This is a genomic window from Jiangella endophytica (genome assembly GCF_003427025.1).
Lineage (GTDB): Bacteria > Actinomycetota > Actinomycetes > Jiangellales > Jiangellaceae > Jiangella > Jiangella endophytica.
Genome location: NZ_QVAI01000003.1, coordinates 172,168 through 191,758, shown reverse-complemented (window position 1 = coordinate 191,758; position 19,591 = coordinate 172,168). Strand labels below are relative to the sequence as shown.

Sequence of the window (19,591 nt, the reverse complement as noted above, 5' to 3'; positions counted from 1 at the left end):
GACCCCAGGTCCGCCGTGGCGTCGGCAGCGGTTCGTCTCCGGGGAGCGGAAGGCGCCATCGCCGAGACCGGCCGAGCCGGATCGACCGATGCCGCCACGGCTCGCCCGTCGGCCGGCTCGAAGGATCGTTCCCGCGCCAGCCGGCCCACCAGCCCGGGCCGTCCGACGGGTCCGGCGCGGCGCTGCGACGACAGCCTCGTCGGGCAGCTGAACGCCGAATGGCTCCGCTTGAGCGCCGACCCGGCGACGGCGGCGGCCGTTGCCGGCTGGCGGCTCGCTGACGTGTGGTCGCTGGCCGACCTCGAGCCCGCCGTCCGGCGTGATGCCGACGGTGTGTTGCTGGCCTTGCTGCGGCTGGGCCGGGCGGGCGATGGGCTGGCACTGCGATCGGCGTTCCAGCTCATGCTCGGCAAGGCGGTCCGCATCGCCGCCACCCACTCTGGACGTGACTCGCGGGCCAACCTCGAGCAGGCTGCCGTGACGGCGCTGTGGACGGTCGTCGCGGGCTATCCGATCGAGCGGCGGCCGGTGAAGGTGGCGGCGAACATCGCCATGGACACACTCCGGCTGACCGTGACCGAGCTTGCCCACCAGCGGCACGAGACTCCGTCCAGCCCCGAGTACCTGCACCCGGCCATCGCCGACGAACCGGCCGGCCGAGCCGGCGTGTCGGAGCCGGCGGACCTGGAGGTGTTCGAATTGCTCGCCTGGGCAGTCGGCAATGGCACGGTCAGCCGGGAGGACGCGACCCTGCTGGTCGACATCTACGCGCCGGCGCCCGGCTGCGCGGGCGGTAGTGCGGCGGCGGCTCGGCACGGCATCAGCTGGGCGGCCGCACGCCAGCGAGCCAGCCGAGCGACGCGGCGCATCGCCGAGGCCGTTCGCGCGGACGACATCTAGGAGGGTCTGCACGTCGACGCCGGGGCACGGGGGACTCAGCGACATCCGGGCGACGCGCCGCGTCGACGACGACGGCGGGCGGTCGGACGGTGCCGGCGATGGACGCGGCGGTCATGCGAGCCCCAGCAGGGTCCATGCCTCGGTTCGTGTCGGAGCCGGCGAGCACGACGGAAACGAGCCGAGGCCAACCCCGACGAGCACGACGGAGGCGGGTGGCGTTTCTGTTCGGTGGCGGCGTGTCCGTGGCCGCCTCAGGGTCGCTGGGCACAAGAGAGCGGCTCGGCCGCCGACGGCGCTCGTCGAGAGCCAGGGACGCGGACCCGACGCCGACCCCGGGCCGAGAAGGCGATTCCGGCAATCGAGGTCGACGCCGGAGCGAGCAGCGCCCGTGCCGTGGGCTGGTGTCAGGCGCCATCGCAGGAACCCACGCGCGCACCGTCAACGACACCGCGAGCGAGGCCCCCGCACCGACGAGAACCATGATCATGGCGCTGCTGGTGTCGTCGGGGCAGCACCAATAGCGCCATGAGCATGGCCGGGCGAGGACGTGCTCGCCCGGCGCACCCGCTCACCGGGCTGCCGGCATCGGCCGAATTACAGCTGGTCGGCGGCGGTGAGCCCCCGTGGGATGCGGCGACGGATGGCGAGGGCCATCGCGGCGGCCATGGCGCAGAGGGCGCCGGCGCTGATCCAGGCCAGGTCGTAGCTGCCGTAGGCGTCCCGCGTCAGCCCCGCGCCGAACGCGACCAGAGCGGCCCCGATCTGATGCGACGCCAGGACCCAGCCGAAGACGATCGGGCCGGAGGAGCCGAAATGCTCGCGGCACAGTGCGATCGTCGGCGGGACGGTGGCGACCCAGTCGAGCCCGTAGAAGACGATGAAGAACAGCATCGGCGGATGCACCTCGCCGGCCAGCAACAGCGGCAGCACCATCAGCGACACCCCACGCAGCGCGTAGTAGACGCCGAGGAGCAGGCGCGGATCGAACCGGTCGGTGAGCCAGCCGGAGGCGACGGTGCCGATCAGGTCGAAGATGCCGATGACCGCCAGCAGACCGGCAGCCGTCGTGACGGGCATGCCGTGGTCGTGGGCGGCGGGCACGAAGTGGGTGCCCACGAGGCCGTTGGTCGACGCGCCGCAGATGGCGAAGGTGCCGGCGAGCAGCCAGAACGCCTTCGTCCGGGCGGCCGTGGTCAGGGCGGTGATCGCGCGCGTGGCCGCACCCGTCCCGCGCTGCGAGGGCTCGACGGCTGACGGGGCGAGAGGCGCAGACGCGGCCTGATCAGAGGGGCCGAGGGCAGCGGCGGGCGACTCGGACGGAACGTTGGGGGAACCCGGCGCCCCGGCCTGGACGGTCGTGGAGCCACGAGTCCCAGGCGGAAGAGTCACGGAGTCGAGAGGCCCGGACGGAGGCGTCCCGGTGCCGAGTGACTCAGCCGGAGCAGCCGCACCATCCGGAGCAGCCGCGCCATAGGGAAGCAGACCGACGTCCTCGGGGCGGTCGCGGAGCAGGAACCACACCAGCGGCACCGCCGCCAACGCGACCCCGGTGACGATGAGCGACGCCGGCCGCCAGCCGTGGTCTTCGATGAGCAGGGCGAGGAGCGGCAGGAAGACCAGCTGACCGGTCGCCGTCCCGGCGGTGAGGATCCCGGACACCAGCCCCCGCCGCGCGGCGAACCAGCGGTCGGTGACGGTGGCGACGAACGCCAGCGCCATCGACCCCGTCCCCAGGCCCACCAGCAGGCCCCAGCACAGCACCAGCTGCCAACTCGCCGTCATGAAGACGGTCAGCCCGCTCCCGACGGCGACCAGCGACAACGCGAAGGAGACCACCCGCCGCATGCCGAACCGCTCCATCAGCGCGGCCGCGAACGGCGACGTCAGCCCGTACAGCATGATGTTGACGGAGATCGCGAACGAGATGGTGCCGTGCGACCAGCCGAACTCGTCGCGGAACGGCTCGATCATGACGCTGGGCGTGGCCCGGAACGCCGCCGCACCCACCAGGGCGACGAACGCGACGAGCGCGACCCACCAGGCCCGGTGAATCCGGGCGGGGCGACGCGGCGCGGACGGCGAACCAGAAGACGGCGAACCAGAGGACGGGTGGGCCGGCACGGTCTGCGTCACCCGACGATGGTGCGGCACCGGCAGGCAGCTCCACCAGTGGCCGGACAGCCACTATGTGAAAGAATCCGGCCATGGCCCATCGCGTGGTCGTGCTCGCCCGGCACGGCGTCATCCCGTTCGAGCTGTCGATCCCGGCGCGCATCTTCGGCAGCGCCCGGACCGCGGACGGCCGGCCGCTGTACGACGTGCGCACCTGCGGCCTCGAGCAGGGAACCGTCCGCACCGACGCCGACTTCGACGTCGTCGTCCCGCACGGCCCGGAAGCGCTGACGACGGCCGACACCGTGGTCGTCCCGGCGTCGTACGAGACGACCAGCATCTCGCGCGACGGCACGCTTCCCGACGACCTCGCGGCGGCCTTCGACCGCATCGGCAGGACGACGAGGCTCGTCTCGATCTGCACCGGCGCGTTCGCGCTGGCTGCCGCGGGCCTGCTCGACGGGCGGCCGGCGACGACGCACTGGCGCAGTTCCGACCGCTTCGCGCAGCTGTTCCCGCAGGTCAAGCTCGACCCCGACGTGCTGTTCGTCGACGACGGCGACATCCTGACCTCCGCGGGGGTCGCGGCCGGCATCGACCTCTGCCTGCACATCGTCCGCCGCGACTTCGGCACCGCCGTCGCCACCCGGGCCGCCCGCCGCTGCCTCGTCCCGCCGTGGCGCGACGGCGGCCAGGCCCAGTACGTCGACCAGCCGGTGCCCGAGCCGGCGGCCGTCACCACCGCGGACGCGCGCCGCTGGGCCCTCGAACACCTCGACCAGCCGCTCACCCTCCAGGAGCTCGCCACCCGCCAGGCGATGAGCGTGCGCACGTTCACCCGCCGGTTCCGCCAGGAGGCCGGCGTCAGCCCCGGCCAGTGGCTCATCCAGCAGCGCGTCGACCGCGCCCGCCACCTGCTCGAGGACAGCGACCTCACCGTCGACGAGGTCGCCCGCCGCTGCGGCTTCGGCACACCGGCCTCGATGCGCCAGCACCTGCGCGCCAGCCTCGGCGTGTCGCCGTCCGGCTACCGGCGCACCTTCCGCAGCTGACGCCGTACCCTCGCAGGGTGTTCCACGTCGTCTTCTACGAGCCGCGCATCCCGCCGAACACCGGCAACGCCATCCGCATGGTCGCTGCGACCGGCGCCCACCTGCACCTGATCCGCCCGCTCGGCTTCGACCTCGACGACGCCAAGCTGCGCCGTGCCGGCCTCGACTACCACGACCTCGCCAGCGTGACGGTGCACGACGATCTCGCCACGGCCTGGGCCACGCTGACGCCGGCCAACGTCTACGCGTTCGCCACCGCAGGCACCACGCGGCACAGCGACATCCGTTACCAGCCCGGCGACGTGCTGCTGTTCGGCCCGGAGCCGACCGGCCTGCCGGCCGAGGTGCTCGAGGACCGGCACGTCACCGACCGCGTCCGCATCCCGATGCTGGCCGGACGGCGCTCGCTGAACCTGTCGAACTCGGCCGCCGTCGCCGTCTACGAGGCCTGGCGCCAGCACGACTACACCGGCGTCTGACGTCACTCGGCCCGTCACACGCGCACGGGCGTACCGTCGGGCCATGCAGCGACCCGAACCCCTCCCCGACCTCGACTGGACGCCGGACCGCGCCGCCGAATTCGGCCGGACCACGCTGGAGCTGTGGACGGAGTACCTGCGGCGGCTGCCCGGCCTCCCGGTCACGCACCCGCACACCCCGGCGCAGACCCGGGCCGCCGTCCTCGACGGCCGCGACGTGCCCGACAAGCCACTCGGCGACGACGAACTGCTCGCGCATCTGCGCACCGTCGTGTTCGAGCACGGCGCGCAGACCGGCCACGGCGGCTTCATGGCGTTCATCACCGGGGCCGGCACCGTCCCCGGAGCGCCCGCCGCGCTGCTGGCCGCGGGCATCAACCAGAACCTGGGCGGCTGGCCGCTCGGCCCGGCCGCGACGGAGATCGAGAACCACGTGCTGGCCTGGTTCGCCGCGCGGCTCGGGCTGCCGCCGGAGACGTCCGGTGCGTTCGTCACCGGCGGCGCCACCGCGAACCTCATGGCGCTGGCCGTCGCCCGCGACGCGCTGGCCGGGTGGGACGTCAGGCGTGACGGCGTCGCCGCCGGGCCGCCGCTGGCGATCTACGCCTCCGACGACGTGCACGAGACCGTCGACCGGGCTGCCGACCTGCTCGGACTCGGCACCGCGGCGGTCCGCCGCATCGCGACGGACGATCGGTTCCGGCTCCGCCCGGACGCCGTCGAGGCGGCCGTCCTGCGTGACGTCGCCGACGGCGTCCGGCCGCTCGCCGTGGTCGGGACGGCCGGGACGACCGAGCTGGGCGCCATCGACCCGCTGGCCGAGCTGGCCGACGTCGCCGCGCGGCACGGCTGCTGGTTCCACGTCGACGCCGCGTACGGCGGACCTGCCGCGATGGTCGACGAGCTGCGGCCCGCGTTCGCCGGCATCGAGCGGGCCGACTCGATCACCTGCGACCCGCACAAGTGGCTGAACATGCCGATCTCGGCCAGCCTCGTGCTGTTCCGCGACCCGTCCCGGCACGTCGCCGCGTTCACGCTGCAGCCCGACTACGCCAAGTTGGACGCCGTGGCGCAGAGCGACATGATGCTGCGCTACCAGTGGACGCCGCAGTTCACGCGGCCGTTCGACGCGCTGCCGGTGTGGGTGTCGCTGCTCGCGCAGGGCTGGGACGCCAGCGCGCGGCGCATCCGGCACGACGTCGAGCTGGCCGGATGGCTGCACCACCTGGTCGGCGAGCACGACGAACTGGAGGCCCTGGCCGACCCGGAGCTCTCGATCGTCTGCTTCCGCTACGTCCCGCCAGGGACGCACGACGACGACTACCTCGACGAGCTCAACGAGCGCATCCTGTATGCCGTGCAGCGAGCCGGCCGGGTCTACCCGTCGAACGCCGTGGTCGCGGGACGCTACGCGATCCGCGCCTGTCTGATCAGCTACCGCACCGAGGCGGAGCACGTCGAGACCCTGGCCGACGAGGTGGTCGAGCACGGCCGGCGGTTGCACGCGCAGCGTCGGCCACCGACCTGACAGTGCGGCAGCCCCGCCCCATCACGCCGCACCGAAAGGGGTCCGGGAGTCGGTAGCGTGCTGTTGTCGGCACGAGGACAGGGGGATCCGATGACAGCCGTCGATGGCACAGCGCCGGACTTCAGCGCCCTGCGCGCGATGTTCATCAATTGCACGCTCAAGCGATCGCCGCAGATCAGCAACACCCAGGGACTGATCGACCTCAGCACGCGGATCATGCGACAGGCCGGGGTCACCGTCGACGAGGTGCGGGCGATCGACCACGACATCGCCACCGGTGTCTGGCCCGACATGACCGAGCACGGCTGGGCCGTCGACGCCTGGCCGGAGCTGTACGAGCGCGTGCTGGCCGCCGACATCCTGGTGCTGGCCGGGCCGATCTGGCTCGGTGACAACTCGTCGGTGATGAAGCGGGTGATCGAGCGACTGTACGGATGCTCGCACCTGCTCAACGATGCCGGGCAGTACGTGTACTACGGCCGCGTCGCCGGCTGTCTCATCACCGGCAACGAGGACGGTGTGAAGCACTGCGCGATGAACGTGCTCTACAGCCTGCAGCACCTCGGGTACGTCATCCCGCCGCAGGCCGACGCCGGTTGGATCGGGGAAGCCGGTCCGGGGCCGTCGTACCTCGACGCGGAGTCCGGCGGGCCGCAGAACGACTTCACCAACCGCAACACCACGTTCATGACCTTCAACCTGATGCACCTGGCCGCGATGCTCGCGCGCGCCGGCGGGGTGCCGGCCTACGGCAATCGCCGTTCGGAGTGGGAGGCCGGCTGCCGGGTCGGCTTCGAGAACCCCGACTACCGCTGAGCCAGGGACTTCCGCCGCGCATAGGTGCGCAGCGCGCGGAGGAAGTCGACCTCGCGGAAGCCGGGCCAGTAGGCGTCGCAGAAGTAGAGCTCGGCCTGCGTGGACTGCCAGAGCAGGAACCCGGACAGCCGCTGCTCGCCGCTGGTGCGGATGACGAGGTCGGGCTCCGGCCGGCCGTGCGTGTAGAGGTGCCGGGCGATGTCGTCGGATGTGAGGCGGTCGGCGAGGTCGGCGACGGAGACGGGCGTGCCGGCCAGCTCGGCGTCGTCGACATGGGCGCGGACGGCGTCGACGATCTCCTGGCGGCCGTCGTAGCCGATCGCCACCGTCAGCGCCGGCCCGGACCGCCCGGCGGTCGCCTCGACGGCCAGCTTCAGCGCGTCGCGGGTGCTGTCGGGCAGCAGGTCGAGGCGGCCCGCGACGTGCAGGCGCCAGGTGTGCGCCGGGTCGGCCAGTCGTTCGGCGACGACCTCCTCGACCATGCGCATGAGGTGGTCGACCTCGCCGGAGTCGCGCTTGCGCAGATTGTCGGCCGAGGCGACGTAGACCGTGACGTGCCCGATGCCGATCGCCGAGCACCAGCCGAGCAGGTCGTCGACGTGCTCGGCGCCGAACCGGTGCCCGATCGACGGGTCGGCATAGCCGGCCTGCCGGGCCCAGCGGCGGTTGCCGTCCATGACGACGGCGACGTGCCGCGGCAGCCGGCCGGCCGGCAGAGCAGCCGACAGCCGCCGCACGTACCACCGATAGAGCAGCCCGCGCGGCGACGGCATCGTCAACCCAGCACTGCCTCGAACCGGCCGGCCGACTCGAACGGCCCCACGACCGCGAGCGTCGGCGAGGCCGGCAGCAGCGTCCGGGCGAGCTCGCTGACCTGGTCGACGGTGACGGCGTCGACCCGGGCGATGAGCTCGTCGACGCTGGGCAGCTCGTCGTAGACCAGTTCGGCCTTGGCCAGCCGGCTCATCCGAGCGCTGGTGTCCTCGAGGCCGAGCACCAGCCCGCCGCGGGCCTGGCCCTTGCCGCGGGAGAGCTCCTCGGCCGTGATGCCGCCGCTGACGACGTCGGCCAGCACCGTGCGGCACAGCTCCAGCACCTGGTCGATCTTCTTCGGCTGGCAGCCGACGTAGACGCCGAGCAGCCCGGCCGCCGCGTGCTGTGCCGCGTACGAGTAGACGGAGTACGCCAGGCCGCGCCGCTCGCGGACCTCCTGGAAGAGCCGCGACGACATGCCTCCGCCGAGTGCGGCGTTCAGCACGCCGAGCGCGAACCGGCGCTCGTCGTTGCGGGCCAGCCCGGGAACGGCCAGCACGACGTTGGCCTGCTCGGTGGGCCGGTGCAGCAGTGTGACGCCCTGACCGGACGACGGCGCGACCCCGCCGGTACGCGGCGCCGCGGGCTCGTCGTCGCCGTCGAGGAATCCGGCCGTGCCGAACGCCTTCTCGACCAGCGCGACGACGTCGTCGTGGCGGACGTTGCCGGCCACCGCGACGACCATGTTCCGGGCCAGGTAGTGCCGCCGGTAGTAGTCGTTGACGGTGTCGCGCGCCATGCCGGTGATGCTGTCGACCGTGCCGAGGATCGACCGGCCCAGCGGGCTGTCGCCCCACATGTGCCCGGCCAGCAGGTCGTGCACGGCGTCGGACGGGTCGTCGTCGCGCATGGCGATCTCTTCGAGGACGACCTCACGCTCGCTCTCGACATCGGCCGGCGTGATCAGCGACGACGTGACCATGTCGGCCACGACGTCGACCGCCAGCGGCAGGTCGGTGTCGAGGACCCGCGCGTAGTAGCAGGTGAACTCTTTGGCGGTGAACGCGTTGATCTCACCGCCGACGGACTCGATGGCCGCGGAGATGTCCAGAGCCGTGCGCTTCGGCGTCCCCTTGAACAGCAGGTGTTCGAGGTAGTGCGTGGCGCCGGCCTCGGTCGGCTGCTCGTCGACCGAGCCGACGCCCACCCAGATGCCGAAGGCGACCGACCGGACCGTCGGCACGGCCTCGGTGACGATGCGCAGCCCACCGGGGAGGACGGTGCGGCGGACCAGTCCGCCCTCGTCCTCCCCCAGCAGTGTCCGCGTCGACGGGGTTGTCACGCGACCGTCAGGACTCGTCCGCCTCGCCGGCGGCGGCAGCAGGCGTCTCCTCGTCGACGATCGGCGTCAGGGCGAGCTTGCCGCGGTCGTCGATCTCGGTGATCTCGACCTGGATCTTCTGCCCGACCGAGACGACGTCGTCGACGTTCTCGACCCGCTTGCCGCCCGCGAGGGACCGCAGCTTGGAGATGTGCACCAGGCCGTCCTTGCCCGGCAGCAGCGAGACGAACGCGCCGAAGCTCGTCGTCTTGACGACGGTGCCGAGGTAGCGCTCGCCGACCTCGGGCATCGTCGGGTTGGCGATGGCGTTGATCGCGTTGCGCGCGGCGTCGGCGGACGGGCCGTCGACCGCACCGATGAAGATGGTGCCGTCGTCCTCGATGGCGATCTCGGCGCCGGTGTCGTCCTGGATCTGGTTGATCACCTTGCCCTTGGGGCCGATGACCGCGCCGATCTGGTCGACCGGGATCTTGATGGAGATGATCCGCGGCGCGTAAGGGCTCATCTCGTCCGGCTCGGAGATCGCCTCGGCCATGACGTCGAGGATCGTGAGCCGGGCGTCGCGGGCCTGCTGCAGCGCGGCCGCCAGGACCGACGCCGGAATGCCGTCGAGCTTGGTGTCCAGCTGCAGCGCCGTGACGAACTCGCGCGTGCCGGCGACCTTGAAGTCCATGTCGCCGTAGGCGTCCTCGGCACCGAGGATGTCGGTGAGCGTGACGTAGCGCTGCTCGCCGTCGACCTCACCGGAGATGAGGCCCATGGCGATGCCGGCGACCGGGGCGCGCAGCGGCACACCCGCGTTCAGCAGCGACATCGTCGACGCGCAGACCGAGCCCATGGACGTCGAGCCGTTGGAGCTGAGCGCCTCGGAGACCTGCCGGATGGCGTACGGGAACTCCTCGCGCGCCGGCAGCACCGGCAGCAGCGCCCGCTCGGCGAGCGCGCCGTGGCCGATCTCGCGCCGCTTGGGCGAGCCAACCCGGCCGGTCTCACCGGTCGAGTAGGGCGGGAAGTTGTAGTTGTGCATGTAGCGCTTGGACTTCTCGGGCGAGAGGGTGTCGAGCTTCTGCTCCATGCTGAGCATGTTCAGCGTGCTGACGCCGAGGATCTGCGTCTCGCCGCGCTCGAACAGCGCCGAGCCGTGCGCCCGCGGAATGGGGCCGACCTCGGCGGACAGCGTCCGGATGTCGGTGAGGCCGCGGCCGTCGATGCGGACCTGCTCGCGCAGCACCCGCTCGCGGACGACCGACTTGGTCAGCGAGCGGAACGCGGCGCTGATGTCCTTCTCGGCGCCCTCGAACTGCTCGGCCAGCCGCTCCTTGACTTCGCCCTTGAGCTCGTCGAGACGCTGCTCACGCTCCTGCTTGGCGCCGATGGTCAGCGCCTTGGCCAACTCGTCGCGGGCGGCGCCCTCGACGGCGGCGTAGATTTCGTCGGTGTAGTCGAGGAAGACGGGGAACTCAGCCGTCTCCTTCGCCGCGGCGTCGGCCAGCTGCTTCTGCGCGTTGGCCAGCGCGGTGATGAACGGCTTCGAGGCCTCGAGGCCGGCGGCCACGACCTCCTCCGTCGGCGCGGTGCGGCCGGCCTGGACCAGGCCCCACGTCTCGGCGGTCGACTCGGCCTCGACCATCATGATGGCGACGTCGCCGTCGGGCAGCACCCGGCCGGCCACGACCATGTCGAAGACGGCCTCGGTCAGCTGCGAGTGGTTCGGGAAGCCGACCCACTGGTCCTCGATCAGCGCGACCCGGACGGCTCCGACGGGGCCGGAGAACGGCAGACCGGCGAGCTGGGTGGACGCGGACGCGGCGTTGATGGCGACGACGTCGTACAGGTGGTCGGGGTGCAGCGACATGACCGTCATGACGACCTGGACCTCGTTGCGCAGGCCCTTGGCGAACGACGGGCGCAGCGGCCGGTCGGTGAGCCGGCAGGTGAGGATGGCCTCCTCGCTGGGCCGGCCCTCGCGGCGGAAGAACGAGCCGGGGATGCGGCCCGCGGCATACATGCGCTCCTCGACGTCGACCGTCAGCGGGAAGAAGTCGAGGTGTTCCTTCGGGTTCTTCGACACCGTGGTGGCCGAGAGCAGCATGGTCTCGTCGTCGAGGTAGACGACGGCGGAGCCGGCCGCCTGCTGGGCGAGCTGACCGGTCTCGAAGCGAATGGTGTGGGTGCCGAATTTGCCGTTGTCGATGACGGCTTCGGCGCTGTGGATCTGGGGACCCGTCATGGGTCGTCCTCCTGGAACGTGGCGGGAGGCCGCTCGAATGAGATCTCGTACGCGCCGGTCTTCGATGGAAGCCCGCGGGTCAGTCGTTCCCGAGGGCCACAACCGAGGACCGGCCTGCCGCGTTCAAGACGGCCGCCCTGATCGGTTGGGCGTTTGTTCAATTGTGCGGCTGAAATGCCGAGGGAGCGGATCCCTGTCTCGGGAGTCCGCTCCCCTCGGCGTCAGCTCATCGGCGCAGGCCGAGCTTCTCGATCAGCGCACGGTAGCGCTCGATGTCGACCCGCTGCAGGTACTTGAGCAGCCGGCGGCGCTGGCCGACCAGCAACAGCAGCCCGCGGCGGCTGTGGTGGTCGTGCTTGTGCACCTTCAGGTGCTCGGTGAGGTGGTTGATGCGGTGCGTGAGCAGCGCAACCTGAACCTCGGGCGAGCCCGTGTCGCCTTCGCCGCGAGCGTGCTCGGCGATGATGGTCTCTTTGGTCTTCGTGTCGGTCGGCACGGGACTCCTTGTCGTGTTGTTGCGCGGCGCATCCGGGCATGTCCACCGGGGCACTCTCGAACCGCGGCCGTTCTAACGGCGGCGCCAAGGATACCAGCGCAGCCCAGCCCGTACCCAATCGGGCCTCCTTCGCCGGCACAGCGGCGAGCACAGTCCGGCCAAGGTGTTTCGTACGGTCAACCCGGCTCCGTCCTGAGCTCCTGGACTCGATCGAGGTACTCACGCGAAGAGCGCTCCTCCGGATACCGAGCACGCAGCTCTGCCGCCAGTTCGTCGGCAGCCAGGTGGAGCGACGGGATCGACCGGCGAGCGCCGTCGCCGATCGCCCGCTGTCCGTGCTCGACCGCTGCCTCCAACTCACCAGTGCGAGCGGCGACAACCCCGAGGGTGATCTTTGCCTCAGCAACTCGCATCGGCGCTCGCTCGGCGAACCCCGAGTGCAGAATCTCCTGCGCCAAGCTCTCGGCCACCGAGTCCACCCCGATGATCCTGTAGACGTCCATGGCGTAGAAGTCGAACTTGGCCGGATCGACGACGAAGTGATGGGCGACGTTGTCCGGGTAGGGCAACGCGTCGCGGATCTCGCGTCCGCGGTCCAGCGCCAGCTCGACCTGGCGCCTGTCTCCCATGCGCGCCCAAGCCTTCGCCTCCTGAGCAGCAAGCTGCGCCGTCACACTGGTGGTGCCCGCGACGACGCGGCCGGCCCGCGCCGCCTCGATCACGCCGCGGAAGTCACCAGAGGTCAGCGCGAACCACGCCCGCATCTCATGCGCCCAGCCTTGGATCTCGCCATGACCAGCCTCCACGCCCAAGCTGAGCGCCGCCCGCCGGGTGGATTCTGCAGCGTGGGACCGGCCCAGATCGTGCTCGACGCAGCCGACCAGGAGCGCGAGCCAGCCTGCCATGACCAGGATTTCCTGGTGCTGAGCCAGGGTGAGCCGGCGCTGCTGCAACTCGGCGACGCGACCAAGCCACTCGCGCCCCTCGATGAGCAACTGCTCTGCCGGCCGGTAGGAATACTCGGCACAGAGCCGGTCGACCGTGATGCGCAGTGCATCCAGCGTTGCCACGTCGACATCAGAGCGTTGCAGGCGAGTGAGAATCTCCAGTGTTTCCATGCCACCGTCAGCCGTCTCGTCCGGCCGATGCGGGGCCGGGAAGATCGCGTATCGCGTCGTGCCGAAGGTCTTCGCGATCAGCGCCTGATAGCGGCCGCCCGGTGTCGACTCGCCCGACTCCCACGCCTTCCATCGGCGCAAAACGTGCTCGCGGTCGGGCAGCGTGCCGTCGCCGTGTGCCAGCAGCGCGCGCACGGCGTCGGCCTGCGACCAACCCCGGAGCGCACGCTCACGGCGAATGCGCCGCGACCACGCGGGAGCGGAAGCACCTGCCATGCGATCCAGTCTCACACGTCCGCAGGTGACGAACCCACGTCACCAACATGACACCTTCTCGTCCGCCTTGCGATCGGTCATCGTTGAGGTCAAGCGTCGCGACCGGCCAGAACGCGATGTCTACGTATCTCTCGGGAGGTGAACAGAGGTGCTCGAACGACAGCAACCAGCGCTCGACGCGCGCACGGCGTTCCCGCCCGGGTTGCGTGTCTGGAGGAGTCCGTCGCGGCAAATCTGCTCTTGGCTGCTGCTGGTCGTCGCGGCTGCTGGACCCATGGAGCGGCCACGGATCCACTGCGGTTTCACGCTTGGCTCGCCGACGGCGAAGGGCGCCCGGTGGAGGAACCGCCAGACACCGAGCTCTACACCCCGATCAACTGACAGTTCGGAGACCGCTGTGAGTGACCCGCACCTGCTGCTCCGTGGCGAGCGGCTGGCGCTCGCACTGACGACGGCCGAGCACCTGGCCGAGTACCACCGCTGGGAGACCGACCCCGCGACGATGCTCGGGTACGGCACCCAGGTGCCGGTCAGCTGGGAGACGCGGGCGGCGGGATACGAGGCACAGGCCCGCAACGACCAGCGCACGGCGTTCGAGGTGGTGCGGCTGGACGACGGCGCGCCGGTGGGCACGACGGTGCTGCGGGTCGACCCGGCGGTGCGGACGGCGGAGTTCTTCATGATCCTGGCGCCCGAGGCGCGCGGGCACGGCTTCGCCGCCGAAGCCGCCGTGCTGACGCTCGACTGGGGCTTGCACCTGGCGGCGCTGCGGATGGTCTGGCTCAAAGTGCTGGAGCCGAATGCCCGCGCGATCCGCGCCTACGAACGGGCCGGATTCCGTCCGGCCGGACGGCTGCGGCAGGCCGGCTGGTGGCGCGGCGAGTCCTGCGACGAGTTGCTGATGGACGTCGTGCGCGCCGACTTCCCGGGCCCGAGCAGGATTCCGGCGTAGGCGAGCTTCCCCAGGGGTGCCGTGCGCGGACGGCCGCACCCAGGTGACACGGCCGGACCCTGCCGGGCACCATCCCGACCTGTTGACGTGACGACAACAGTTGGCGCTCAGGTCAACACCCCGGCGACGACCACCCGCCTGCGCGTGGGCATGGAGGCGAACCGCCCGGGCCCGGCGCAAGTCGCCCCGAGCTCGGGCGAACACTCCGAGGGGCATTCGGCGGCGTGGTCGGCGCTGACGGTGGGGGCCACGCCCTGCGCGCCGGCGACCAGACGCTGGAACGACACGCCCTAGACCCCCAGGACGACGCGGGCCTTGGCGACGTCGTCGGTCATGGTGGCGACGAGGTCGTCGATGGAGTCGAACTTGACGGTGGGGCGCAGGCGCTCGACGAACTCGAGCAGGATCTCGTCGCCGTAGAGGTCGAGGTCGGTGCGGCCGATGACGTAGGCCTCCACCCGCCGAGACACGCCCGAGAACGTCGGATTGGTACCGATCGAGATCGCGGCCGGCAGCCGCTCCGGCTCGCCCGCCACGACGGACAGCCAGCCCGCGTACACGCCGTCGGCCGGGACCAGGCCGTCGGCGTCCGACGAGAGGTTGGCGGTCGGGAAGCCGAGCTCTCGGCCCCGTTTGTCGCCCTCGACGACGACGCCGCGCATGCGGTGCGGCCGGCCGAGGATCTCCCCCGCACCGGCGACGTCACCGAGCAGCAGCAGCTCGCGCGCCCACGTCGACGACCAGCGGCGGCCGCCCTCGGGGGTGCTGACGTCGTCGATCACCTCGACGCTGAAGCCGTAGCGCTCGCCCAGCGCGAGCATCGTCGACAGGTCGCCCGCGTTCTGCCAGCCGAACCGGACGTCGCGGCCGACGACGACGGTGACGGCGTGCAGGCCGTCGACCAGGAAGCGGCGGACGAACTCCTCCGGCGACTGACGGGCGAACTCCCAGGTGTACGGCTGGACGAGCACCGCGTCGAGCCCCGTCGACGCGAGCAGTTCGAGCTTGTCGCGCACGCCGGTGATCAGCGGCGGAGCCTCGTCGGGCCGGTGCAGCTGGAGCGGGTGGGGGGCGAACGTGACGGCGACGGCCTGGGTGCCGGGGGCGCGACCGGCGGCACGGGCGTCGGCCACCATGCGGGTGAGGACCTGCCGGTGGCCGAGGTGGACGCCGTCGAAGTTGCCGATGGTGACGACCGACGGGCCGAACCCGGGAGGGACCTGGTCGAGATCGGTCCAGCGGTGCACGCGAGTTCTCCCGGGTTCGATGTCGTCTGACTACGACATTATGCCCGCGCGGCGACCTCCTCCAGCTCGACCGCCTCGGCGTCGCCCACCGTCGTGCGCAGCGAGGTCTCCCGCATGAACAGGACGGCGACGAACGCCAGCAGCGCGATCGCCCCGGAGATGAGGAACACCAGCGCCGTCGCGTCGCCGTAGGCGTGCTCGACGATGACCCGCACCGGCCCGGGCAGCCCGCTGAGGTCCAGTGACGTCGAGCCGCCGTCCTGCGTGGCGCTGCCGGCGCCCGGGACGGAGGCCAGCCCCTCGGTGATGAGGTCGGTGACGTGCGTGGCCAGGATCGCGCCGAGGACGGAGACTCCGGCCGCGCCGCCGAGCGAGCGGAAGAACGTCACCGTCGACGTCCCGGCGCCGAGGTCGCGGTAGTCGAGGCCGTTCTGCGCGGCCAGCACCAGGTTCTGCATGCTCGACCCGACGCCGACGCCCAGGATGGCCATGTAGACGCCGATCAGCACCAGCGACGTCGAGTGGTCGATCGTGCCCAGCAGCCCGAGTCCGACGACGATCAGCCCGGTGCCCGCGACGAGGAATCTCTTCCACCGCCCGAACCGGGTGACCAGCTGGCCGGTGATGGTCGACGCGAGGAGCAGGCCGACGATCATCGGCAGCGTGAGCAGGCCGGCCGCCGTCGGCGAGTAGCCGCGCGCGATCTGGAAGTACTGGCCGAAGAAGACCGAGGAGCCGAACATCGCGATGCCGATGGCGACGCTGGCGATGATCGCCAGCACCATGGTCCGCTGCCGCAGCAGCCGCGGCGGCACCACGGGGTCCTCCACCCGCCGCTCGACGATGACGGCCAGCGCGATCAGCAGGACGCCACCGACGACGAACGCCGCGCTCTGCCACGAGGCCCAGGCGAAGTTCGACCCGGCCAGCGTGACCCAGATCAGCAGCACACTGATGCCACCGGGGATGAGCAGCGCGCCCAGCCAGTCGATCTTGGTGTTCGACGTCAGCACCGGCAGCTTCAGCGTCCGCTGCAGCAGCACCAGCGCGGCGATCCCGAACGGGACGCCGACCCAGAAGCACCAGCGCCAGCCGAGGCTGGAGTCGACGAGGAAGCCGCCCAGCAGCGGGCCGCCGACCGTCGCCACCGCCATGACGGCACCGAAGTACCCCATGTACCGGCCGCGCTCACGCGGGCTGACGATGGAGGCCATGACGATCTGCACGAGCGCCTGCAGGCCGCCCAGCCCCAGGCCCTGCAGGACGCGGAAACCGATCAGGCCCTCGGTGCTCTGGGAGAACCCGGCCAGGACGGAGCCGATCACGAAGACGGTGATCGACAGCTGCACGAGCAGCTTCTTGTTCATGCGGTCGGACAGCTTGCCCCAGATCGGGGTGGTGGCCGTGGCCGCGAGCAGGGTCGCCGTCACGACCCACGTGTACTGGTCCTGGTTGCCGCCGAGGTCGCCGATGATCCGCGGCAGCGCGTTGGCGACGATGGTCCCGGACAGCATCGCCACGAACATGGCGAGCAGCAGCCCGGACATCGCCTCCAGCACCTGTCGATGGGACATCGTCGAAGGCGCAGCAGCCTCTGTCGTCATCGGACGCGTTCCTTTCCCCCGCAGAGCTCCTCGCGGAGATCGCCGTTGAGCTTGGTGAGCAGATCAACCAGCTGCCGGGCCTCGGCTTCGCTCCAGTGCTCGAGCGCGGCGGCGACGATCTCGCCGCTGCGCTCGCGGGCGCGTTGCAGGACGGCGTGGCCGTCGCCGGTGAGGTCGAGGATGCCGGCGCGGGCGTCGTCCGGGTCCGGACGACGCTCCACCAGCCCTCGCTCCACCAGCTCGGCCGCCTGCCGGCTGGCGACGGACGTGTCCACCTGCAGCTGGTCGGCCAAAGCCGTCAGCCGCATGGGGCCGCCCTTGCTCAGCGCGGCGAGCATGCCGCCCAGCGTCGGACCCACGCCCTCGTAGATCTCGACGTGGCGGTGGGTGAGCAGCTTGCCCAGCCGTACCAGGAGACGTCCCTGGTCGACGAGCTCACTCCAGACATCGCTGCGCATGGCGCGCGTCACCGCCTCAGTGGTTGGTCAGTGCAACTATAGGAGTTAATGGTTGCAGCAACCAACTTTATTCCCCTGAGGCTACTCCTGCGCCAGAGACTGGTTCAGCCGTTTGAGCAGAACGGCGAGGATGTCGACGTCGGCGTCGGGCCAGTCCTCCAGCGCCTCGCCGAACCAGCGGCCGCGAGCGCGGCGCAGCTGCTGAACGCGGGCACGGCCGGCATCGGTGATGTGCAGCAGCCGGGCCCGGCCGTCCTGCGGGTCGGGCACCCGCTGGATCAGCCCCAGCGACTCCATCTGGGTGACCTGGCGGCTGACGGTGGACTTGTCCAGCCCCAGGCGCTCCGCGAGGTCGGCGGCGCGCACGTCGCCGCCGTCGGCGAGCAGTCCGAGCAGGCCGTACGCGGCCGCTTCGAGGCCCTCGTCGACCTGCCGGGCGAGGTCGATGGAGAGCCGGCGCACGCGACGCCACAGGAAGGCGAGCTCGGCCTCGAGCTGCTCGTGGACCTGCTGCCGATCGCTCATACGAACACCGCCAGGTGCTTCGCCCGGGAACCCCGATCCTCGACCAGGGAGAGCAGCGTACCGTCCGGGCCGAACACCGCGACCGGCCCGCCCCCGAGACCGGTGGCGGGCAGCGGCATGCCGTGCGCGACCTTGCCGGCAGTGACGGCGTCGACGTCCAGCCGCGGGAACGCCGCGGCAGCGGCCTCGGCCAGGGGCATCAGGGCGAATTCGGCGTCGAGCTGGTCCAGCGTGCGGGCGACGTCGAGCCGGTACGGGCCGACAGCGGTCCGGCGCAGCGCGGTCAGGTGGCCGCCGGCGCCCAGCGACCCGCCGAGGTCGCGGGCCAGTGCCCGGATGTAGGTGCCCGACGAGCAGGCGACCGACACGTCGAGGTCGACGTACGGCCCGTCGCGGCGGGTGGCCAGCACGTCGAACCGGCTGACGACGACGTCGCGCGGTGGCAGCTCGACGTTCTCGCCGGACCGGACCCGGTGGTACGAGCGCACGCCGTCGATCTTCACCGCCGACACGGCGCTCGGCACCTGCTGGATCGGCCCGGTCAGCGCGGCGACGCCGGCCGCGATGGCGGCGTCGGTGACCGCCGAGGCGTCGGCGGTCGCGGTGACCTCGCCCTCGGCGTCGTCGGTGACGGTGGCCGCGCCGAGCCGGATGGTGGCGTCGTACTCCTTCGCCGTCAGCGCCAGGTGGCCGAGCAGTTTGGTGGCCTTGCCGACGCCGACGACCAGCACGCCGGTGGCCATCGGGTCGAGCGTGCCCGCGTGGCCGACGCGACGGGTGCCGGCCAGGCGCCGGATGCGGGCGACGACGTCGTGCGACGTCCAGCCGCCGGGCTTGTCGACGACGACGAGGCCGTCGGGGTCAGCCACGGTGGTCGTCGTCCCCGTCCCCGGGCTCATCGGTGCCGTCGTCGTCCGAGCCGTCCACCTCGTCGGCGTCGTCCTCGTCCTCGTCGGCCGGCTTGCGGTACGGGTCCGGGTCGCCGGCGTACTCGGCCTCGGCGGCGACCTGGGCGACCCGCTCGTCGGACTCGCGCGCCGTCCGCAGCAGGTCGTCGATGTTCGCGGCGTTCTCCGGGATGGCGTCGGCCACGAACTCCAGCGTCGGGGTGAACCGGACGCCGGTGCGCCGGCCCACCTCGGAGCGGACCAGGCCCTTGACGCTCTCGAGCGCGGCGGCCGTGGCCGTGCGCTCCTCCTCGTCGCCGTAGACGGTGTAGAAGACGGTGGCGTCGCGGAGGTCACCGGTGATGCGTGCGTCGGTGACCGTGACGAACCCCAGCCGGGGGTCCTTGACCCGGCGCTCCAGCGTCTCGGCCGCGATCTCGCGGATGCGGTCGGCCAGCTTGCGTGCGCGCGCTGGATCGGCCATGACTACTCCTCGTCTTCGTCGTTGTGGATCCGTCGCCGGGTGGAGAGCAGCTCGATCTCCGGCCGGTACGCGACGTGCTGCTCGACGGCGTCGAGCACGTCGATGCACTGCCGGGAGTCGCCGGCGACGACGGCGACTCCGACTTCGGCGCGGCGGTGCAGGTCCTGGTGACCCACCTCGGCCACGGCGACGTCGAAGCGGCGCCGCAGCTCGGCCACGATGGGCCGGACGACGGCGCGCTTCTGCTTCAACGACCGCACGTCGCCGAGGAGCAGGTCGAACGTGATCGTTCCCACGAACACCGGTTCTCCAAGGAGGCCATCACCAGGCGT

The 19,591-nt window shown here is 71.5% G+C and carries 20 protein-coding genes; 7 read left to right on the top strand and 13 right to left on the bottom strand.

Going from position 1 to position 19,591, the window contains the following annotated elements; genetic code table 11:
* Window positions 1–228: 228 nt before the first annotated feature.
* Complete coding sequence (locus tag DZA62_RS35565) at window positions 229–900, top strand: hypothetical protein (RefSeq protein ID WP_157987539.1); 672 nt, start codon at window positions 229–231, stop codon at window positions 898–900.
* 594 nt (window positions 901–1,494) lie between these two features.
* Here the strand turns inward: DZA62_RS35565 and DZA62_RS07850 are convergent.
* A complete protein-coding gene (locus tag DZA62_RS07850; protein WP_408618437.1) occupies window positions 1,495–3,021 on the bottom strand; it encodes an MFS transporter in 1,527 nt (508 codons plus the stop codon).
* Between the two features lie 83 nt (window positions 3,022–3,104).
* Here DZA62_RS07850 and DZA62_RS07845 point away from each other — a divergent pair, with 83 nt between their 5' ends.
* The 4 genes from DZA62_RS07845 (at window position 3,105) to DZA62_RS07830 (ending at window position 6,887) form a co-directional block, all read left to right on the top strand.
* Entirely contained in the window at window positions 3,105–4,064 is a 960-nt protein-coding gene (locus DZA62_RS07845; protein ID WP_116948317.1) for a GlxA family transcriptional regulator, read from the top strand.
* Between the two features lie 17 nt (window positions 4,065–4,081).
* A complete protein-coding gene (locus DZA62_RS07840; RefSeq protein WP_116948316.1) occupies window positions 4,082–4,543 on the top strand; it encodes a tRNA (cytidine(34)-2'-O)-methyltransferase in 462 nt (153 codons plus the stop codon).
* A gap of 43 nt (window positions 4,544–4,586) precedes the next feature.
* Window positions 4,587–6,071 (top strand): pyridoxal phosphate-dependent decarboxylase family protein, encoded by a 1,485-nt coding sequence (locus DZA62_RS07835; protein WP_116948315.1) that lies wholly within the window; start codon window positions 4,587–4,589, stop codon window positions 6,069–6,071.
* Between the two features lie 90 nt (window positions 6,072–6,161).
* Entirely contained in the window at window positions 6,162–6,887 is a 726-nt protein-coding gene (locus DZA62_RS07830) for a flavodoxin family protein (RefSeq protein WP_116948314.1), read from the top strand.
* Here DZA62_RS07830 and uppS read toward each other — a convergent pair.
* The 5 genes from uppS to DZA62_RS07805 form a co-directional block, all read right to left on the bottom strand.
* Window positions 6,878–7,660: a polyprenyl diphosphate synthase gene (uppS, locus tag DZA62_RS07825; RefSeq protein ID WP_116948313.1), complete on the bottom strand. Its 783-nt coding sequence runs from the start codon at window positions 7,658–7,660 to the stop codon at window positions 6,878–6,880. The two genes, DZA62_RS07830 and uppS, sit on opposite strands and share 10 nt — an antisense overlap.
* A gap of 2 nt (window positions 7,661–7,662) precedes the next feature.
* Window positions 7,663–8,982: a M16 family metallopeptidase gene (locus DZA62_RS07820; protein ID WP_232827303.1), complete on the bottom strand. Its 1,320-nt coding sequence runs from the start codon at window positions 8,980–8,982 to the stop codon at window positions 7,663–7,665.
* Window positions 8,983–8,989: 7 nt separating this feature from the next.
* Window positions 8,990–11,212, bottom strand: coding sequence for a polyribonucleotide nucleotidyltransferase (locus DZA62_RS07815; protein WP_116948311.1), 2,223 nt, complete (start codon window positions 11,210–11,212; stop codon window positions 8,990–8,992).
* 226 nt (window positions 11,213–11,438) lie between these two features.
* Window positions 11,439–11,708 carry a 30S ribosomal protein S15 gene (gene rpsO, locus DZA62_RS07810; RefSeq protein ID WP_116948310.1) on the bottom strand — a complete coding sequence of 90 codons (270 nt, stop codon included), beginning with the start codon at window positions 11,706–11,708 and terminating at the stop codon, window positions 11,439–11,441.
* Window positions 11,709–11,884: 176 nt separating this feature from the next.
* A complete protein-coding gene (locus tag DZA62_RS07805; protein ID WP_116948603.1) occupies window positions 11,885–13,012 on the bottom strand; it encodes a coiled-coil domain-containing protein in 1,128 nt (375 codons plus the stop codon).
* Window positions 13,013–13,240: 228 nt separating this feature from the next.
* On the opposite strand from DZA62_RS07805, the gene DZA62_RS37530 reads away from it, so the two are divergent.
* The gene (locus DZA62_RS37530) at window positions 13,241–13,483 is read left to right on the top strand and encodes a lasso peptide biosynthesis B2 protein (RefSeq protein ID WP_198663522.1); all 243 of its coding nucleotides are present in this window, start codon (window positions 13,241–13,243) and stop codon (window positions 13,481–13,483) included.
* 16 nt (window positions 13,484–13,499) lie between these two features.
* Window positions 13,500–14,054, top strand: a complete 555-nt coding sequence (locus tag DZA62_RS07795) for a GNAT family N-acetyltransferase (protein ID WP_116948308.1) — start codon at window positions 13,500–13,502, stop codon at window positions 14,052–14,054.
* Window positions 14,055–14,344: 290 nt separating this feature from the next.
* On the opposite strand, the gene DZA62_RS07785 is transcribed toward DZA62_RS07795, so the two are convergent.
* The 7 genes from DZA62_RS07785 to DZA62_RS07755 form a co-directional block, all read right to left on the bottom strand.
* Window positions 14,345–15,301: a bifunctional riboflavin kinase/FAD synthetase gene (locus tag DZA62_RS07785; RefSeq protein WP_116948306.1), complete on the bottom strand. Its 957-nt coding sequence runs from the start codon at window positions 15,299–15,301 to the stop codon at window positions 14,345–14,347.
* Window positions 15,302–15,339: 38 nt separating this feature from the next.
* Window positions 15,340–16,875 carry an MFS transporter gene (locus DZA62_RS07780; RefSeq protein ID WP_116948305.1) on the bottom strand — a complete coding sequence of 512 codons (1,536 nt, stop codon included), beginning with the start codon at window positions 16,873–16,875 and terminating at the stop codon, window positions 15,340–15,342.
* A gap of 26 nt (window positions 16,876–16,901) precedes the next feature.
* Window positions 16,902–17,363, bottom strand: coding sequence for a MarR family winged helix-turn-helix transcriptional regulator (locus DZA62_RS07775; RefSeq protein ID WP_157987538.1), 462 nt, complete (start codon window positions 17,361–17,363; stop codon window positions 16,902–16,904).
* An 81-nt stretch (window positions 17,364–17,444) separates the two neighbouring features.
* Window positions 17,445–17,888: a MarR family winged helix-turn-helix transcriptional regulator gene (locus DZA62_RS07770; RefSeq protein WP_116948303.1), complete on the bottom strand. Its 444-nt coding sequence runs from the start codon at window positions 17,886–17,888 to the stop codon at window positions 17,445–17,447.
* Window positions 17,885–18,787: a tRNA pseudouridine(55) synthase TruB gene (truB, locus tag DZA62_RS07765; RefSeq protein WP_116948302.1), complete on the bottom strand. Its 903-nt coding sequence runs from the start codon at window positions 18,785–18,787 to the stop codon at window positions 17,885–17,887. Before truB ends, DZA62_RS07770 begins: the two co-directional genes overlap by 4 nt.
* On the bottom strand, window positions 18,750–19,259 hold the full coding sequence (gene rbfA, locus DZA62_RS07760) for a 30S ribosome-binding factor RbfA (RefSeq protein ID WP_116948301.1): 510 nt from the start codon (window positions 19,257–19,259) through the stop codon (window positions 18,750–18,752). Before rbfA ends, truB begins: the two co-directional genes overlap by 38 nt.
* Before the next feature lie 2 nt (window positions 19,260–19,261).
* A complete protein-coding gene (locus DZA62_RS07755) occupies window positions 19,262–19,561 on the bottom strand; it encodes a DUF503 family protein (RefSeq protein ID WP_116948300.1) in 300 nt (99 codons plus the stop codon).
* Window positions 19,562–19,591 lie beyond the last annotated feature (30 nt).

What these genes read in the sequence shown, in the direction of transcription:
- DZA62_RS07845 (WP_116948317.1), top strand. Translation starts at nt 3,105, where the DNA reads ATGGCCCATCGCGTGGTCGTGCTCGCCCGGCACGGCGTCATCCCGTTC.
- DZA62_RS07835 (WP_116948315.1), top strand. Translation starts at nt 4,587, where the DNA reads ATGCAGCGACCCGAACCCCTCCCCGACCTCGACTGGACGCCGGACCGC.
- DZA62_RS07830 (WP_116948314.1), top strand. Translation starts at nt 6,162, where the DNA reads ATGACAGCCGTCGATGGCACAGCGCCGGACTTCAGCGCCCTGCGCGCG.
- uppS (WP_116948313.1), bottom strand. Translation starts at nt 7,660, where the DNA reads ATGCCGTCGCCGCGCGGGCTGCTCTATCGGTGGTACGTGCGGCGGCTG.
- DZA62_RS07815 (WP_116948311.1), bottom strand. Translation starts at nt 11,212, where the DNA reads ATGACGGGTCCCCAGATCCACAGCGCCGAAGCCGTCATCGACAACGGC.
- DZA62_RS07780 (WP_116948305.1), bottom strand. Translation starts at nt 16,875, where the DNA reads ATGTCCCATCGACAGGTGCTGGAGGCGATGTCCGGGCTGCTGCTCGCC.
- DZA62_RS07775 (WP_157987538.1), bottom strand. Translation starts at nt 17,363, where the DNA reads ATGCGCAGCGATGTCTGGAGTGAGCTCGTCGACCAGGGACGTCTCCTG.
- DZA62_RS07770 (WP_116948303.1), bottom strand. Translation starts at nt 17,888, where the DNA reads ATGAGCGATCGGCAGCAGGTCCACGAGCAGCTCGAGGCCGAGCTCGCC.
- truB (WP_116948302.1), bottom strand. Translation starts at nt 18,787, where the DNA reads ATGAGCCCGGGGACGGGGACGACGACCACCGTGGCTGACCCCGACGGC.
- rbfA (WP_116948301.1), bottom strand. Translation starts at nt 19,259, where the DNA reads ATGGCCGATCCAGCGCGCGCACGCAAGCTGGCCGACCGCATCCGCGAG.